Raw genomic sequence first — 19,411 nt, forward strand, 5'->3', positions numbered from 1 at the left:
AACTCCATTATCTAATTAAATAAGGATCACTCTATACAGAGTTCTGTATTGGTGATAAGACGGCTTATTTAGATAATGGACGCAGGAGGGGCTCTATTTGCGGTCGCAGACAGCCAAATTTTATTGGAGAAATGGTCAATATCTTCGAGAAAAAATGAAAATTGCTGCTGGGTTAAAGTTATTAGCAGTTGATCTGAAATCAATGCATATTGGAAGTATTTGTCGGGTGATTTATGGTGTTCTCGATGGTTTAGATTAAATATTCCAATTGAAGATTCCAGAATAGCCGGCGCAAATTGAGCCAATTCAGAACTATTTTGGAACGATTGTAAATTAGTCTGCTCGTTTTTATTGAGCGCTGGTTGGCAGCAGAATACCAGCAATAAAGGTATAACCAGTCGTAATAGGCTATTTACGCTTTTGATCATTGTTTTCAAAAGTAAATATTGCGAACTGGTTGTTGATGGATGCATTCTGTTCTGATGACATTTTGACTAAGCATTCAATTCTGTGATTTTGCCGTACGAATACATTTTAAATTATGATTTTTCGGATCTGAACCTTTTGGTTCTGTTTGTCAATATTCGCGGAAATGGGGATTCTCAGCTGCGAGTCTCCTGATCAATTCGGCTCGGATGAACGATATTCTTCAAGTTTCGGCTGGTCTGAAAAGTGCCGAGCAGGTCAGGTTCCCTTTGAAGGCTCTAGTTTCATGTTTGTTTCTGAACAGCTGCAAATATATTGAGTTATTTGTGACTTTCAGATAGATAATTTTCTTTGGGTGATTTGATATATGATCGAGTTCAAACATGTGAAGAGAGTAGATTTTTTTGAATAAGTAATGTTTTTTTATTTTATGAATCGTTTTTTTTGATTTATAAATAAGTGCAAGTTTAACTCTTGTTTTCGAAAAAAAAGCAATTTTTTGTTTTTTTATATCGCATTTTATGCAATACGTACTTTTTTGATTCTTTAAGTCGATAATACATTAGGGATAAAGTTTTTTATGAATAATGAAGGTATTGATTGGGAACAATTAGACTGGAAAAAAGAATTAAATAATAACGTTGTAAGTATAAGCCAGCTAAAAAAATATGTAGATTTTAGCGATGAAGAAGAACAAAAACTCTTAGAAATTTCAAGAATCCATCCGATAAATATACCTAGATATTACTTAAGTCTTATGCGCGCCGATGATCCGTGCGACCCTGTACGGAAAATGTGCTTTCCGAGTGTCGACGAGCTTGTGATTGATGGGTCGATGGGGGAGACTACTTCTGATCCGTATGGGGACGACAAGCACGACAAGGAAAATGGAGTTCTGCACAAGTATGATTACACGGCTCTGCTGGTGGCCAATGAGTACTGTGCGATGTATTGCCGCCATTGCTTTCGTAGGAGGTCGGTCGGGCGACCCCGGGATCAGGAGGACAGGCGGGTCGACGGGGCTGTAAAGTATATTTCGGAGCATCCGGAGATAACGAATGTGGTTATCTCCGGTGGAGATCCGCTCATGCTCCCCAATTCCGTCTTGCGCCGCCTGCTTATGTCTCTTGCCAAGATAGACCATCTGGATTTCGTGCGCATCGGAACGCGAGCGCCTGTCACCTACCCCATTCGCCTTTTCGATGACGATCTCATTGAACTCCTGCAGGAATTCAATGAAAAAAAATCGCTCTACGTACCGACACACTTCAATCACGTGAACGAGATCACCTCCACGTCTGCAAAGGCTGTTTACCGGCTCAGACGAATCGGAATTACCGTCAACAACCAGGCCGTACTGCTTCGAGGCGTCAATGATACTTCAGAAGACATAATAAATCTCATGCGTGGACTGCTACGCATCGGAGTCAGTCCTTATTATCTTTACCAGTGCATGCCTGTATCCAGAGTGCGGCATCATTTTCAGATTCCTCTGAAACGAGGAGTGGAAATCGTCGACCGGGCCAGGCAGGAGCTTGATGGTTACGGGAAGCGTTTTAAGTTCATAATCGGACACGATATCGGGAAACTTGAAATCTGTGGTATGTTCGACAACAAGATAGTTCTCAAACAATTGCATGCAAGATCAGGACATGGAGAACAGGCTTCAAGAATCATTATGCAGGAATTAGACGATAACGCAGGTTGGGTGGATCTGTAGGAGCTCTCTGCGACTCGGCGCGACATAGGTGATTTTCTTTTCTTGGCCTTGTTCGTATTTATTGCATTGATTTTTTGTGCATAATAGATATTTTATTTTTAAAAAAAGCGATATTCATGACATATTCTCTTAATACAAAGCTTTTTTGTATTCCCCATGCAGGGGGAAGTGCTACGTATTATTCTCGATTCAAGGATTTCTTCTCCGAAGGAATTGATGTTCACCCTTTGGAAATGGCGGGCAGGGGGCGGCGTTGTCGTGATCCGCTGTCAACCAGCATGGACACGATAAGCGAGGATCTTTTTACGCAAATCGAACCGGTCGCCCGTTCATGTCCTTACGCCCTGTTCGGGCATAGCATGGGGGCCTTGCTGGCTTTGCTGTGCGCGCATCGGGCCCGGGAGAAAGACATGCCGCTGCCGGAAGCGCTGTTTGTTTCCGCGTGCGCGACTCCGGACAATTTTCTGACCAAATCGTCCGCTCCTGTTTCGTCGTTTCCGCCGGACCAGCTTTGGCGGCATATCAGGGATCTTGGAGGGCTTCCTCCGGATGTCGCCATGTCCAAGGAGTTATGCCAATATCTGGAGCCGATTTTGTATGCGGATTTCACAGCCCTTGACACGTGGAATCCGGCCGACATTGATCCGCTGCCCGTGCCCATCACCGTGTTTCTTGGAAACGAGGACCTGCTTCGGGAGTCCAAGGCCTGCGAGTGGAGCAAGCTGACGACCCGGGAGTTCTCGATTCATTCATTTTCAGGCAATCATTTTTATCTGCAGGATAATTGGGCTGCACTGGCTGCGCTTATCGAGCAAACTCTCACGCCTTCCGGCTGGAATGCCGCGCGATCAGCCAAGTTGCCATGTAGCCTTGGGGATGATCAAGCATGATCAACGGTGCGGATATGTTGCGGAATAGACTTTCATGGAGAACGCTATGATCAGCGATGAGCTGAAAATTCTTTCTTTTACGAGTTGTCAGAAAGAAATATGGCTATCCGGTCAAGCATCGGCTTCAGATTATAACGAAGTATCGATCAGGGGAATATTTTGGGTCAGCAACAGACTTTGCCCGAAGATTCTTCAAAAATCCATTGATATTGCATTGCGGCAAAATCCACTGCTTGGATGTTCTCTTCATCTTAATGAAAAAGATCCATACTTCGATATCAACGAATGTAATGGTGTTGTTTTAAATTTTTATGATGCCTCATCACATCACGATCCATCCTCATCAGCTAAGAAATATCTTGATGAGTTTTTTGAAGCTCCTGTGGATAAACATCCATCTCGTTTTGCGCTTATTCATATTGGTCAGTCAGAGTGCATTTATGCAATAAAATTTTCTCATCTTGTCATTGATGGGCTTGCCTCTTTTTTTCATGTGGATTTGATCGCAGAAATATACAGCTCTCTTAAGCGTGGAGAAGACGTATCTGTCGAAGATTATGACTTTTTTTTGAAAAATTATGCACAGGACAAAAAGCATTTCGAATCGTCGAAATTAGCCGGCGATCTGAAATTCTGGAAAAACCATCTGGAGGCGATGCCGGAGAAAAGAATTTTCAGGTCCCTTCCGGGCCATGCGGATGTCCTGGGTCATTCCCGGCATAAGAAATTTGTGCTCTCCGACGACGTCTCGAAATCCATCGACACGGTCCTGCGCAAGCACGCCGTGGGGCCGGCGGCGTATTTCACGGCGCTCCATGCCCTGATCGTTTCCTTCATGTGCGATGAGAAGCAGCTCGCCATCCAGACACCCATCGCATTTGGAGAACGCAAGTCGATCCGCGCAAGGCAGGGCGCTCAGATTGCAACTCCCCCCGTGTTTCTTGATCTTAGCCGACTTGACACCCTCGAATCCGTGATGAGGGAAGTGGGCGCGCAGAGCATGGCCTTTTTTCGTCACGTCCGTACTCCGTATCAACTTGCGATGCGCGAGATGGGCCACAAGAATTTCGCCTTTGTTGCAGACACGTTCGTGAACTTCCTGCCCAGCATGCCTGCGGGGAACCCTGACTTTCATATCACGACGGTCGTGCAGCACCACAGCGACCGGGAACCCATTCTGTTCGGGATCCTCATTCTGCAGGAACGGGAGATGGAGGGGTATTCCCTTACCGTGCGCAGCAGTTGCAACCATTTCAGCGAACGCGATGTCGAGAGGTATGTACGGCGTCTGGAATACCTGGCGATCCAACTGGAGCAGTGCTCCGATTTGTCCAGCCTTGATTATCTGCTCGATGAGGAGAAGCAGGAACTTTCGCGCCGGCAGCGGGGCGAGAGGCGAAGCTACGCGAACAGGCCGATACCGGAACTTTTTGACGATACGGTCCTGGCTTTCCGCGATGCACCGGCGGTTCGCGACGAATCCGGGGCCGTCTTGACCTATGCAGCGCTGCAGGAGAGGTCATTGCGTTGTGCCGCGTGGTTTCTGGGAAAAGGGGTCGGAAAGGGAGACATCGTCGCCGTCCTGGCCAAAAGAACCATCGCCCTGCCGGAAATCATTCTCGGGATAATGAGGATCGGAGCCGTCTATCTGCCGCTGGACCCGAAGTCGCCCACGGAGCGTATCGGGCACATCGTCAGCGACGCGCAGGCGGCTTTTACCATTGATCCGGACGACATGTTCCTTGACGATGCCCCGTGCAGCACGGCGTTCGAGCAACTCTCACCGGGGGACGCGGCCTATGTGATCTATACTTCCGGTTCCACGGGCAAGCCCAAGGGCGTCATTATCCCTCACGAAGGTTTCGTGAACATGATCCAGGGGCAGATCGAAATATTCGGACTCTCCTGTGATGATCGTGTTCTGCAGTTCGCTTCCCCTGCCTTTGACGCCTCTTTGTCCGAGATTTTCATGGGCCTTCTGTCCGGAGCCTGCCTGTATCCCGTGACGGACAAATACCGGCATGATCCGTGGGCCCTGAAGAAATACATGGAAGAAAACGCGGTATCCGTGACGACATTTCCGCCCTCGTACCTGCATCTCTTCGACAAGGATGAAATTTCCGGCCTGCGTGTTCTCATAACCGCAGGAGAGCCTCCCATCGCCAGGGACGCGCTGCATTACGCGGCGCGACTGCATTATTTCAACGCATACGGACCAACCGAAGCATGTGTCTGCGCTTCCATCAAAAGAGTTTTGCCGGGGACCAGCCTGCCCATCAGCTCCGGAACGCCCATCCCAAACGTCAATGCGTACATCTTGAATTCGGACAAATCGCCGCTGCCGCCGGGCATGATCGGAGAGCTGCACATCGGAGGGGCGAGCCTGGCCCTTGGTTACCACGGGAACACGGAGATGACGCAGAGTCGTTTTCAGACATTGCCCTGGGCGAATGGAGAAAGGGTTTACGCCACAGGTGACCTTGCGAGCTGGTCGGAAGATGGTGAAATCATACTCGCCGGAAGAAGCGACGATCAGGTCAAAATCAGGGGAAACCGTGTTGAACTGGGCGAGGTGACGTTTTTGCTCGAAAAGTGCGAAGCCGTCAGCCAGGCCTTCGTGTTGGCGACCAGGGATGCGTCGGACCAGCCCACGCTTGCCGCTTTTCTGGTCCTGCATGGCGGCGGTACGGTCGAAGCCGTGGTCGGCTGGAGCAAGGAAAACCTGCCTGCGTACATGATTCCCTCAATCTGGCGTCACGTCAGCGCCATGCCGGTGACCGTGACCGGAAAAATCAACCGCGACGAGCTGCTCAGGATCGCTCAGGACAAAACCCCGGTCAATGCCGAGAAACCGGAGATCAGCCCCGAGCTGCTGGGAATCTGCGAACGCGTGCTCGGCAAGCCGTACGCCCCGGATCAGGATTTCTTTGTCCAGGGCGGGGACAGCCTGAAGGCCATGACCCTGCTCCATGAGATCCGCGGCACATGCCGCGTCGAAATCTCTTTTCGCGATTTCGTGAAGTGCGCAAACCTGTACGATGTGGCAGCACTCTTGCGCGACAGCGAGCCGCAGGCATCATCGAGCCGGTGCGACAAGGCTCCGCTGAGCCGTGGTCAGTTCCAGCTCTGGGCCTATCAGCAGGCTAACGAGGGCACCGTCGACTACAACATGCCTTTTTTGATGGAAGTGAAAGGGGAGAGGGCTCAAGGCTTCGTCGATGCGCTGTGCCGGGCGCTCAAGGATCAGGAGCTTTTTTCCTGCACGCTGGACGGGGAGATCGACAATCCCTTTTTCCTGAGAAACGAGGCGGTTCAAATCCCCGTGCGCCAGACGGATTTTCCGGATTCCGTCACCGCGAAGCGGTATTTTGGTGAGCGTATCCACACTCCCTTCGACCTGCGCACCGAACTTCCGGTCCGGGTGGAGATCGCCAGGCTTGCAGGCAGCCTGCAGGTTCTCCTGCTGGTGCATCATATTGCCGGTGATGCGGAGAGCATCGAGATTCTGCTCACCAATGCCTTGCAATACGTGCGCGGGGGAGTGGGCGCCAAGGGGCTCCTGGCCACGCAGGCGGAGTTTTGCCGCCGGGAGGACGCGTACCTGCGGTCCGCCGAATTGAAGATGGACCAGGCCTATTGGGACAGGGTCTTTGCTCCGCCAGCCACGGCCCTACATCCATCCCCGCGAAGAAAGGGGGCCATGGCCGCCATTGAGCTGCCGCCGGAGCTTCAAGCCAGCCTGCAACGCCTGGCGGAAAAAGCTGGCACCACCCTGCTGTGCTGCTTCGCCACCCTGCTTGGCGGTTTTCTGCGCAAGCGGCACGGCCTCGGGGAAATCCTTGTCGGCGTTCCCGTGGGCCTGCGCGAAACCCGGACGGAATTCGAGACCACGGGTTTTTATGTCGGCACCATAGCCCTGCGCCTCCGGGAAAACCGCGAGGAAGGTCTGGTCCCGGCGGTACGGGCCGTCGCGGCGCAGTTCAAGGAGGCGATCTCGCACAGTCGCTGCGGGAGTCCGGTCACGGACATTCTTGCGACCCATGCCCATGTCGAGAATATTGAGGCGCGAGGGCTTGCCGTCCACTCGCTGGAGCCGGAACTCAAGGCCAGCAAGTTCACGGGGAGCTTTACCCTCGAGACCGGCGTGCGCTCCAGGGTCGTTCTCGAGTATGATGAACTCTTCTTTCGAAACGGCCAGTCGCTCCTGTGGGAGTTTTCAAAGCACATCGCCACGGAATGCGGCGACGTCTCGCAAAGAGGGAATCTGCAGATCCTGGCGGATGCCTGGACGACGATTCTTGGTTCCGAAGCCGGCGACGGAAGCGAATTTTTCATGGATGGCGGCGATTCCATCAAGGCCATCCAGATTGTCGGCCTGTTGCACCGAGGCAAGGTCACGGCGCTCTCTGCCGCGGATTTCCTGCGCATACCGCGTTTTTCCGATCTTTGCCGGTTGCTTGAAGAGATTGGCGGCCCTGCTGACGCCCAAGCCCCTGGCTACGCACCCGTAGCGGCCGGGCAGCGGGTCCCGCTGCTTCCCTTGCAAGCCTTCTTCCTGCGTAGCCACCCCGGCCATTGGAAAAGCTTCTTCATGACGCTGCCCATGGAAATGGGGCCCGGCGTCGATCGGGCGAAGATCGAGGACTGGCTCGGGACTTTGCCGGGAAGGTACGAGGCGCTCAGGCTCTCCTTTGCCGACGGGTACGCCGTTGTGCTCCGGGATCCTCGGACGATTGCCCTTGCGAGCTGCGCCTTTGACGCGGGCGCTGAGCAGCGGGACGTGCTGCGTGAGGTCGTGCGGACCGTCATCGCGGGCCTTGATCCGGAACTGGGCGCGACCCTGGCTGCAGGTCTGGCGGAGCTGGGCGACCGGAAATTATTGGTGCTTGTCGGGCATCATCTGGTGCTCGACGCCGTTTCCCTGGACATTTTGCGCCAGGATCTGATCGCCTTCTGCCGGGGCGGGGAAAGGCCCGGCGAAGTCCACGGCGTAGCTACCAGGGCCGTCGAAGTACGGAAGTTGGTGGACGAGGGAACCTTTCCCTCCCTGGATGACCATGCATTTTGGAGAGCGGTTTGCGCGACAGGCACGGGCGCGATTCATGCCCTGCGCGATGAACGCAAGGACCTGGCTTCGGAGAGGGGATTCACGCTCAAGCAGCTCCAGGGCTTTCGCCCCGATTATGCGCGCTCCGTGCGGTCGGAGCTTCTGTGGTCCTTGTCCGTGGCGCTCCATGCGCAGGGTCAGCGGGAAACGGTATTCGTCACCCTGGAAAGTCATGGCCGGGACACCCTGCTGCCCGGATTCGACATGAGCAGGAGCCTTGGCTGGTTCACGGCGGTGTGTCCGCTGCCCCTGCGTCCCGCCGCAACCGTGGAGGAAGCCGAGCGGGTGATGGGCTTTGACATGACGCGGTTTTTAAGCCCCCTGAGCTGCAACGCCTACGGATATCTCAGGGACGCGCATCCCGAAGTTTTCACCTGTGATTCGCAGATAAGCTTCAACTACTTCGGAAGATTCTTCACTGAAATCGGCCAGGATTTCACGCCGCTTCCTGTTTTGGCCATGCCCGGAAACATTCCGGAGCTGTTGCATCCCGACTTCGAGCCAAAGAACCCGCTTGAGCTTGTCGTGTTCTTCGACGAATCGGGCGCGCTCAACCTCGGCGCGTATTTCAGCGCGCAGGTTCTGAGTCCCGATTGGGTGGAGGGACTGCTCGACCGCTGGATGACCGTGCTGCGGACACTCCCGGCCTGCATCCCGGTCCTGCCGGAAGATGTCCGGGAGAAAATCCTTGAGATCAGCTGCTGCGAGGATGCGGACATAGGCGACATCCTGCCCCCCGATGCGACCCACGAACCCATGCTGTACCAGTACCTGTCGGAGGACAGGAGCGTTTACACGCAGCAGATCGAGTTTCGTTTCAAAGGCCCCATCGACGATTTTTTGCTCATGAAGGCCTGGACCATGGTCGTTTCCAGGCACGAGAACTTGCGCTCCCTGTTCCCCATGCCCTGCGAAGGCGAGTTCTACCGCCTGGTGCTTCTCAAGGCCCGTGCGACCGTCGAATATTCCGATCTCTCCCATCTCCCGCATTCCCTGGCGGTGGCGAAAAAGGAGGACATGTCGGCTCTGGCGCGTACGCGCGGCTTTGATCTGAATACGGGCCCGCTCCTGCGCATGCAGCTTTGCAGGCTTGACGGCGAGACTTTCGCGTTTGGTTGGTGCTGTCACCATCTGCTCATGGACGGCTGGTGCATCGGGATACTTCTGGAGGAGCTTTTCACCGTTTATGACAGCCTCGAAAACGGCTCGCAGTTCACGCTGCCGGACCCTGTCTCCTTGTCGGGCTACAGGCGCTGGCGAGCCCGCTTCGACGAAATTTCCGCCAGGAAATACTGGGAATCGCTGCTGGAGGGTTTTGGCCCTCTGACGGGAATATGCAAAATAAAACCGTCCGGGATTGTCGTCGATCCTGTCGCCGTGGAATTGGTCCTGGACGCGGATCTCAGCCGTAAACTGCGCATGGTGGCCAACTCCCGCTCCGTGACCCTGCCCGTGCTGATCCAGTCGCTCTGGGCCATCGTCCTCAGTGCGGAAAACGGCCTTTGCCGGGATGTGGCCTTCGGCGTCGTGACCTCCGGCCGTCCGGCAGATCTTGCGGGCATAGACAGGACCGTGGGCCTGTTCATCCAGACCTTGCCGTTGCGGGCGCGATGGACGCGGGCAAATTCCTTCGGGGACCTCCTGGGCACGGTGAAGGACCAGGGCCTGAACCAGATGCGGCATGGCTATCTGCCGCTGGCCGAGATCGGCCGGGATCTGTTCGATCATCTCATGGTTTTCGAGAACTATCCCTTCGAAACCCGGCTTCGGGACGGGCAGCTGGAGCTTCTGGGGGTTCACGGCTTCGAAAAGATACCTTATCCGCTGGGCATTTCCGTCATTCCCGGCGAAAGAATCCGTTTTCGCTTCCTCTACGATCCTTCCAGGATGGAACACGAGCGGGTCAACGGGCTAAGCGACGGGCTGCATGCCCTGATGCGCTTCCTTTCCGTGGATGAGGACGTTTCGTGCCGAGTCCTGGAAGACTGCCTTGAAGGTGCTGGGACAGTGCGGACCGGGTCCTGCGTGCATGCCCCGGTGCCCGGGCCGGACCGGCCCCTCGCCGCTTTTTCCAAATTTTCACCGGCTGCGCATGAACCAAACGATGACATCGAAGGCGTGGTCCTTGAAATATACGAGTCCGTCCTGAAGTGCGCGGTCCCTTCCCCGGAGGCTGACTTCTTCCGGCTTGGCGGGCACAGCCTCCTGGCCATGCGTGTGCTGGCCCAGGTCAGCAAGAGATTTTCCGTGCAGGTCACCATCGAGGACATCCTGTCGCACCCAAATGTCAGGGCTCTCGCCGGTTTTGTCCGCTCCGCGTCGTTTTCATCCGTCCACATGCCCAAGGTGGCCTCCGGGAAGCGGTTTCCCCTGTCCGCCGGGCAGAGGCGAATCTGGTTTCTGCAGAGACTGCACGGCGACAGCCTTGCGTACCAGATTCCGTTTGCCGCGCGAATCGGCATACCCGTGGACACCGATGCACTGCAAAAGGCGCTTTTCCTGCTCGAAAGCCGTCATGATGCCTTGCGGCTGCGCGTTTTTTCCGACGAACCCGAACAGACGCTGGTTTCACCTGGCAGCCTGAAGCTTGAATGCATGGAGCGTCCTTGGTCTGCGGAAATGCTTGCGGACGAAGCCATGGATTTCGGCCCGGAGGAGGCTCTGGTCCGTGTTGCGCTGTTTCATGACGCCCCGTCCGGAGACGTCCTGCTGCTCCGTTTTCATCACATCATCTTCGACGGCTGGTCGGCGGAAATTTTCCTGAGGGAGTTGAATCAGGCCTACGCCGCCGTGCTAGGCGGCTCTTCGCCCGGCTGGCAGCCGCTGGACCTTGACTTTGCCAGCTACGTGGATTGGGAGCGCAGACAGGAGTTCACAGGGCTTGCGGCGGTGGCAAGGAACCTGCTGCCCCTTCCGGAAAGCCTGAAATTGCCTCTCGATTATCCCCGACCGGCCGCGCAGAGTTTCGAAGGCGCGGTTGTGGTTTTCGATCTGGACGCAAAGCGGAGCCAGGGCCTTAAATCCTGCGCGTCGCAACTGGGGGTGACGCTTTTTCCGGTGCTTTTGGCCCTGGTCAAAACGTTTCTGTACCGCCACACCGGCCAGGCCGACCTGGTTGTGGGCTGTCCAGCGGCGAACCGTGAGTCGGTGCAGGTGCAGAACATGATCGGACTGTTCGTCAATACCCTGGCCGTGCGCACGACGCTCAGGTCGCAAGCGGGATTTGAAGCGCTCGTGCGTGATGTGCAGGGGATTTTTCAGCATGCCCTGGCTGCGCAGTCCTGTCCTTTTGAAAAAGTGCTTGATGAGCTTGCGGTGGACAGAAATCCGGCTCGCAACCCCCTTTTCGACGTGTTTGTCGCCCTGGAGGACGCGGGTTGGTCCAACTACGGCCAGAAACCTCTTCACATGCAGCCGCTGGAGTTGCCGCACGCCAGGAGCAAATTCGACCTCAGTTTTTACTTCAAAGAGCGGCAGGATGGGAGTTTCGCGGTGCACATGGAATATTGCACCGCGCTGTTCACGGAAGAGAGCGTAAGGCTCATGGGCCAGCGTCTCCTGCTGCTTCTGGATGAAGTGCTGCGGGGCGAAGATGTGCCCTTGTCCGATCTGGGCATTCTTCCGCCAGACGAGCAGGCCCGCATCGACGCTTTCAACAACACGGCCGAGCCCTTCGATATACAAGGCGACGTGGACGGCCGCTTCCGCGCCCAAGTCCGCAGGAGCGGCGGCGCCGTGGCTCTGGAGGAGGTTTCCGGCCGGTCCTGTAGCTATGATGAGTTGGACGCGAAGGTATCCGCCCTTGCTGCGCATCTGAGGGCGGCCGGACTTTCCCGGGGGGATTACGCCGGGGTCTGCTTCGAGCGGTCGTTGGAGATGATGGTCGCGATTTTTGCAGTTCTGCGTGTCGGAGCAACGTACGTGCCCCTCTCCGTCACGCTCCCTGATGACCGTCTGTGCTCGATTTTCGAGGATCTTGGCAGATGCGTGGTCGTAAGCGCCCCCGGGTTTGCGGAAAAGTTCGCCGGTCTGGGCCAACCCGTGCTGACACCCGACATGGGCGGTTGTCCGGCCCGGAATTTTGAAGCGGCGGGCACTGGGTCCGATGACATCGCGTACGCCATTTTCACTTCCGGTTCCACCGGCCGCCCCAAGGGCGTGCCTATCAAGCACCGCAGTCTCATCAACCGCATACTCTGGATGCAGTCGCGATTTCCCATTGGCGAAGGCGATGTCATTCTGCAAAAGACCACGGTCTCTTTCGATGTGTCCGTGTGGGAATTGTTCTGGTGGTCATGGGTCGGCGCGCGTCTTGCCTTGCTGGAACCGGACGCCGAAAAGAATCCAGGAAAAATTGTCGAGGCCATTCACGCCCGCAAGGTCACTGTTCTGCATTTCGTGCCGTCCATGCTGCGGGCCTTTCTGGATCATCTCGAATCGCGTCCGCAAGACGCGAACAAGCTTGCGAGCCTCAGGTACGTGTTCACCAGCGGGGAAGCCTTGACCTGCGATCTCGTGACGCGTTTCAGGGCCGTGTTCTCCTGCGAGCTCCACAACCTTTACGGGCCCACCGAGGCGACCATCGACGTGTCCTGGTATCCGTGCCGGGAACATGCCGGAAGCGTCGTGCCCATCGGGCGGCCCGTGAGCAACACCCGGCTCCACGTGCTTGATGGGCAGGGGCGGAGGGTGCCCATTGGGGTCGTTGGGGAACTTTTTATCAGCGGTGTCCAGGTCGCTCCCGGATACGTGAACAGGCCGGAACTGACTGCGGCGAGCTTTTTGCCCGATCCTTTCCATCCGGGCGACCGCATGTACCGTACCGGCGACCTTGGACGCTGGCTTCCAGACGGCAATGTCGAATACCTGGGCAGAAACGACGATCAGGTCAAGATTCGTGGTTTCAGGATCGAGCTTGGAGAGGTCGAAGGGGCTCTGAGCCGCTGCCCGGACGTGTCCCAGGCTGTAGTCAGGGTTGCCAGGATTGGGGAATACGATGCCCTGGAGGCCTTTTTGCTTCCGCACCCGGGCAAAGTGCCGGTGCTGTCTGAAATCCGGGGGGAGCTTGGGGCGCTGCTGCCGGATTACATGTGGCCCTCCATCTTTCGTGTGATGGATGAAATTCCGCTTGGCCCGTCCGGCAAGGCCGACCGGAAGCGGCTCCAAGGCAGAAGGCTTGCTTCGGAGCCACGGGGCGTTGGGGAGGTCACGGCGCTGCATGAAGAGATCAGGGGAATCTGGCGTGAGGTCATGCCTGAACTGGAAATCCTGGATATCGATCAGGGATTTTTCGAAGTGGGCGGCAATTCCCTGCTGCTGGTCAAACTGCACGCGCTCCTGGATCTGAGATGGAAGGATGTTTTCACGTTGGCTGGACTTTTTTCGGAGAGCACCATCCGGGAGCAGGCCGAACACATTGCGAAAATTCGGAAAACCGCGGAATCGGATCTTCCCAGGGCGGCGCTTGACGCCCCTGTGGCCATCATCGGGATGGCTGTGCGCCTTGGGGACTACGAAGACCTGGAGAGCTTCTGGGCGGATCTGGCCCAGGGCATCGACAAGACCATGCCTCTGCCCGCCAGGAGACAGACCGAGGTGCGGCAGATTTTCGAGGCTGTGGGCTTTGCCTTCGATGCCGCAAGGCTGCGGGAAGCAGCCTACCTGTCGGACATTTCGTCCTTTGACTACAAGCGTTTCGGCATGTCCCCGGGCGATTCGGCCATGCTCGAACCTCGGCAGCGCATCTTCCTCGAAACGGCTCTGCAGGCACTAGACGACGCCGGTTACGGCGGGGCGTCTCTGGAAAACAGGAACGTTGGAACCTTTGTCGGCGCAAGCCCCTACCGTCTCTTTCAGGACGCCGTCACCCGGGCGTTCCCGGACCAGGCCGAGCAGACGTATCTTTTGAACGTCCCCTCCAACGTGGTGGGCAGGATCAGCTATCTCAAGAACTGGACCGGCGCGGCGGCGACCATCGACACAGCCTGCTCTTCGGTACTGACGGCGGTCCACGATGCCTGCCACTGTTTGCGCACGGGGGAGAGCTGCGTCGCCCTGGCCGGAGGAGCGCACATCATAGACCTGCCGGTAAAGGGCGACGCGACCTTCACCATAGAGTCCGGCTCGGGCCGGACCAGGAGCTTTGACGCCAAGGCTGACGGCGTCGGGGCAGGGGAAGGCGCCGCTGTTTTTGTGCTCAAACTTCTCGAGCAGGCCCTGCGGGACAACGATCCCATTCATGCCGTCATAGTCGGCAGCGCCATCAATCAGGACGGAAAATCTTCAAGCATGGCCGCGCCCAACCCCGGCGCTCAGGCGGAAGTCATCGCCCAGGCCGCCAGGAGTGCCGGCCTTTCCCTGACGGAGGTGGATTTTTTCGAGGCCCACGGCACTGGCACGGTCCTCGGCGATCCCGTGGAAGTGGAGGGGCTGACACAGGCTTTTGCCTTCGAAGGCAAAGAGCAGGCCGAAAAAGCGCTCATCGGTTCGGTCAAAGGCAACATTGGCCATCTTGACGCGGCGGCCGGAGCCCTTGGCCTGGCCAAGGCCGTCATGAGCCTGAAAAAGGGATTTGTCCCGCCGCAGCCTCATTTCGAAACCCCCAATCCGCACATCGATTTCGCGGTCGCGCCCGTGCGCGTGGCGCGAACGCTGGAGTCCTTGCCGCGTTCCGGTCGACCCCTGGCCGGTGGGGTCAGTTCTTTTGGCTTGAGCGGAGTCAACGCGCATGTCGTGGTCAGGGAACATGTCCCGGCAGACCTGCCCGAGGACGACGGCACATGGCATTGCATCCCCCTATCCGCGTCCAGTGAGGACGACCTGAGGAAATACAGCCTGCTGGTTCGCGATGCCGTGGCCGGGAACTCCGGGTGGCCGCTGCATGCCATTGCCGGCACTCTTGTCGCGGGCCGGGAGCATCTGGAGGTGCGGACCGTGATTGTGGCTTCGTCGAGAGAGGAGCTCTTTGACCAACTCGGCGGGGAACTGACGCCCGTCAGGGTCTCGCGGCCCCTCAAGACCGGAGTGCCCGGCGCGGCATTCCAGACACGCGCCCAGGCCGAGGAGGCCGGGATGGAGTTTTTGCGTGGCCAGAGGCTGGTGTGGCCCGAGGACAGACTCCTGCACAGAATCCATCTGCCCGCGACCCCGTTCTCAAGAAGCACGCTGTGGCCCCGATTCAAGACCGCCTTCCTGTCCGGCCCGGTGGCAACCCCGGCCGGAACAGCCTTCTCCGTGTCCTTGGGACGACCCGACTTCTGGCCTGTGGCAGAACATGTCCTGGGCGGCGTTCCGACCCTGGTCGGCATGGGAGTCGTAGACCTCATCTGCGAAGCTGTCAGAGATGTGCCCCCCGGCATCGATGATCTGGTCTGGCACAGGCCGGTGAGCTGGGCCGAGGGGGATCAGGCTGTCCTGCTCCTGGAGGAGACGGACCAAGAACGCGTGGTCCGATTGCAGCATTTTCACGCCGGGAAATGGCATGTGGCGGTCAGCGCCAAGGTGCCGAGCAGGGAGACGGCCGGAGTGCATGCCCAGCCTCCCGGGCTCGATATCGCAGCCCTCCGCGATGCCATGCAGTCCGTTGCGGGGGGAGCAGGGCAGTCGATCATCAGCATCAGCAGAAGATGGGACTGCCGCGAAGCTCTCTGGGTATCCGGCAACGGCAGGGAACTGCTGTCGCGGTTGACCCTGCCCGACGAATTCCGGCAGGACCTGAGCACCTTCAAATGGCATCCCGCCATGCTGGATCTGGCCGCGAGCCTTGCCTTGCATGAGGTTTCTGGTTTCGTGCCGGCGCGCTGCGGCAGTATCCGACTATACAAACCCCTGCCGCCCGACATCTTCGCCCAAGTCGTCGTGCAGGAGAAGGGCGCGCAATTGATCTCGGGCGACTGCACGATCACTGATCTTTCGGGCAATGTTTTGCTTGAGATGCGCGGCCTTGTTTTTTTGTCCCTGCAGGCAGTCCGGTCCGTGGCGGAGCTTTATGAACTCCAGTGGATCGAGGCCGAACTGCCGCAGCTTGAAAGCGATGCCGCCCAGGGCGGCAAGATTCTGCTGCTTGGCGGTACGGGCGGCGGTGTTTGCGACGCGTTGGCTGCGTTCACCCATTTTAGGCGCGAACTGTCCGAGCTGCCGGAAGAGCGCAAGATGCTGGCCGGGGAGATCCTTGCAAGCGGGCTTTCCCAGATCGTCTATCTCCCGTCCCCCGGCAATTCTCATTGGGCCTTTTGCAGCCAGTTACAGGAACTCTGCCGGGCAGGGCTTGGCGTTCCTTTGCATGTGACAGTGGTCGGGAGTGGAGTTTTCGCGAACCATGACGAGGTCCCATCGGACGCCCTGGCCCACGGGATGCTGCTCGCCCTGAAGCAGGAGGAACCCCTCCTCGGCGGTGCATATGTCGAGCTTGAGGCCGTGACCGAGGCCTCGGTACGGACCCTCGGTGAGAATCTTGGTCGCATTGACGGAGCCTGCCTCATTAAAGGCGATGGAAGCGTCTGCCTGCCGGAACTGGCAAAGGTTCCCACGTCGCCGGATATCACGGCCATGCGGGGTTGCGTTGTGCTGAGCGGTGGGCAGGGGGGCATGGCCTTGACCCTTGCGGAGCGGATCGAGGCGCAAACGGATGCCAGGGTCGTGCTGCTGCATCGCAAGGCGCAAAAGGACCCGGACCTGCCCTTTGCCTCCTACTGCTGCGATGTCAACGACCGCATCCGGGTACGGGAAGTCCTCGCCGAAATCCGCAGGGATCTGGGGCCGATCACGGGCGTCATCCATGCGGCTGGGGTAGCCGGTGACGGGTTTCTGCTGGCCAAGAAGCAGGAAACGTACGGGGAGGTGCTCGCGCCGAAAGTGACGGGTACGTGGAACCTTCATGAAGGCACCCTGCACGATGACCTGGACTTTTTCATCCTGGCTTCTTCGCGGACATCCTTGGTCGGCGCGCCCGGACAGAGCGACTACACGGCGGCCAACGCGTACCTCAACGCTTTTGCCCTGTATCGCCGCGCGCATGGACTGCCCGCTCTTTCGATCTGCTGGAACGCCTGGTCCAAAGTCGGCATGGCCGCGCGCATGAATGCGGACGTCGAGGGCTTCTCCCTGGCGCCGGAACAGGCCTTCGGGGTACTCTGCGCGGCGCTTTCAAACGGCGCGCCCTTGGTCGCGGTGGCGATGTCCGATGAGGACGTGTCCAGGTTCCGGCTTTCCGGGTTCAGTTTGCCCAAGGTTGAATCAAAAGAAACGCACGGCCATTTCGGCGAGGCGGAGATCCTTCATATTTTCAGGGATTGCCTCGGATATGAGGAGGAGTTGTCCCGGGAAGACGATTTTTTTGACTTCGGCGGGGATTCCATTTCCGGCACGCGCATTGTTACGCGCGTAAAGGAGGCGCTTGGCGTCAGCGTCAGCGTCATGGACCTGCTTGAGAGCCAGACCATCGGCGAATTCATGGACGGGGTCCTGGCCAAGGTATTGAAGGGCGACACCGGCAAAAAGGACATGACTCCCGCGCCAGAGCGCGACAAATACCCTGTTGGCCGCGAGCAACTGTCGATCCTGTACGCGGACCTGCTCAGCGATGAGCATACCGGGTATAATCTGCCGCTCTTTTTGAAACTCCCCCGGGATCTGGACAAGAAGCGCCTGGAAAAGGCCATCGGCGAGCTCATCCTGCGTCACGAGGTGCTTCGGACCTCCTTTTGCGATTTTGACGAGGAGCATCCGAACATGATCATCCATCCTTTCGAGGGGTTTGAACTGCAGGAGATGCACTGCGACCTTGCCCGGAAGGATTCTCTCATAAAGCCCTTCGATCTGAAAAAAGGGGAGCTCTTCAGGGTGAAGCTTCTGATCGCCGGCCAGTCCGAATTCATCCTGTTCATTGATATACATCATGCCCTGGCGGATGGCCGCACCATATCTCTCCTCAATGCGGAGCTCTTCAGATTGTATCATGACATGGAACTTGAACCGGTCGCGTTGCAGCAGAAGGATTTCGCCTGGCACCAATACACCCACCCCAACGATGACGACAGAAAGTACTGGCTGACCCGGTTCGACAGCGATCTTCCTGAAACGGACCTGCCAGCGGATTTCAAGCGTCCGGCCACGCACACCAATCGCGGCGGCGTGCATGAGTTCGAACTGCCAGATACGCTCGTGGCGGGCTTCAAGGACTTGGCTCGCAGGGAAGGAGTGACCAACTACCACATCGCTCTTTCCGCCTGGAGCATTCTCGTTCATTCGTATTCGGGGGCTCAGGATTTTGTCATCGCCATAACTGTCGACAGCCGCGAACGGTACCTCAATACCGCCGGAATGCTGGCTTCCCTGATCCCCTTGCGGCTCAGCGTCGACAGCGGAAAACCCCTGCGGGATGTGCTCAAAGACAACCAGAAGGTGAGCAACGAAGCCCTCAAACACAAGTCCTACATTCTGAACAATCTGCTCTCCGATCTGCATCCTCCGCTATGCCTGGACCGGACTCTTCTGTCGGAGATCATTCTTTCCTACATGAACTTCGAATTCGGGAAAGATAAGCAGGGCCTCTTTGAAACGCTGCGTTTCAAAAATCCCGCCAGCAAGGCCGATCTCTCTATTTTCGGCAGCGATACGGGCGACAGGATAAGCTTTGCCCTTGAATATTACGCGGACCTCTTCAGTCAGGACACTATCGTCGGGATGTCCGAGGATTTCATGCGCATCCTTGAGCTTATGGTTTCCGTCGACACAAGCAGGGCCGTGGATTTTACGCATTCGCCCCGGCGCAAGAAAGCCGAGGGGTCGGTGCAGAAACACCTGGGTGACGAACTGAGCGGCGCGATCAGACAGTTTGCCCGGAATAAAAACACTCCGGTCTCGACAGTTCTTTTTACGACCTTCGGCGCGCTTCTGTGCCGCGTCACCGCGCAAAGCGAAATCGTTGTCGATCTCGACTCGTCCAGGCCTGTTGCGTTTTGCATCGATCAGGATACCGAGTTCGAGGATCTGCTCTGTCTCACGGCCGCGAGGGTGGCCACGGCCCAGGCAGAAGATGTCAAGGATGCGGCCACGTCCGCGGACATCGCGTTCACGTTCCGTGAGGAGGGGGATTGCCCTAGCATGCCCGCCGCCGACCGTCACGGCCTGAGCTGCTTTGCGGCGTATGATGCGGAGGGGATCGTGTTGCGCTTCGCTTATGATCCGGCATTCCTGCCCACGGAATCGGCCCTAAACTGGCTGCATTATTATGAGCTTTTTTTACAAGGGATAGTACAAGGAAGTTAG

3 protein-coding genes are annotated in these 19,411 nt (G+C 57.1%); all 3 read left to right on the forward strand.

Annotated features, from left to right (window positions below; all coding sequences use genetic code 11):
• Window positions 1-1,006: 1,006 nt before the first annotated feature.
• The 3 genes from CVU60_08840 (at window position 1,007) to CVU60_08850 (ending at window position 19,411) form a co-directional block, all read left to right on the forward strand.
• Window positions 1,007-2,146 carry a KamA family radical SAM protein gene (locus CVU60_08840; protein PKN41855.1) on the forward strand — a complete coding sequence of 380 codons (1,140 nt, stop codon included), beginning with the start codon at window positions 1,007-1,009 and terminating at the stop codon, window positions 2,144-2,146.
• Between the two features lie 116 nt (window positions 2,147-2,262).
• Window positions 2,263-3,036 (forward strand): thioesterase, encoded by a 774-nt coding sequence (locus CVU60_08845; protein PKN41856.1) that lies wholly within the window; start codon window positions 2,263-2,265, stop codon window positions 3,034-3,036.
• 34 nt (window positions 3,037-3,070) lie between these two features.
• The gene (locus tag CVU60_08850; GenBank protein PKN41857.1) at window positions 3,071-19,411 is read left to right on the forward strand and encodes a hypothetical protein; all 16,341 of its coding nucleotides are present in this window, start codon (window positions 3,071-3,073) and stop codon (window positions 19,409-19,411) included.

The sequence above is a fragment of the Deltaproteobacteria bacterium HGW-Deltaproteobacteria-18 genome (genome assembly GCA_002841885.1).
In the GTDB taxonomy this organism is placed as follows: Bacteria; Desulfobacterota; Desulfovibrionia; order Desulfovibrionales; family Desulfomicrobiaceae; genus Desulfomicrobium.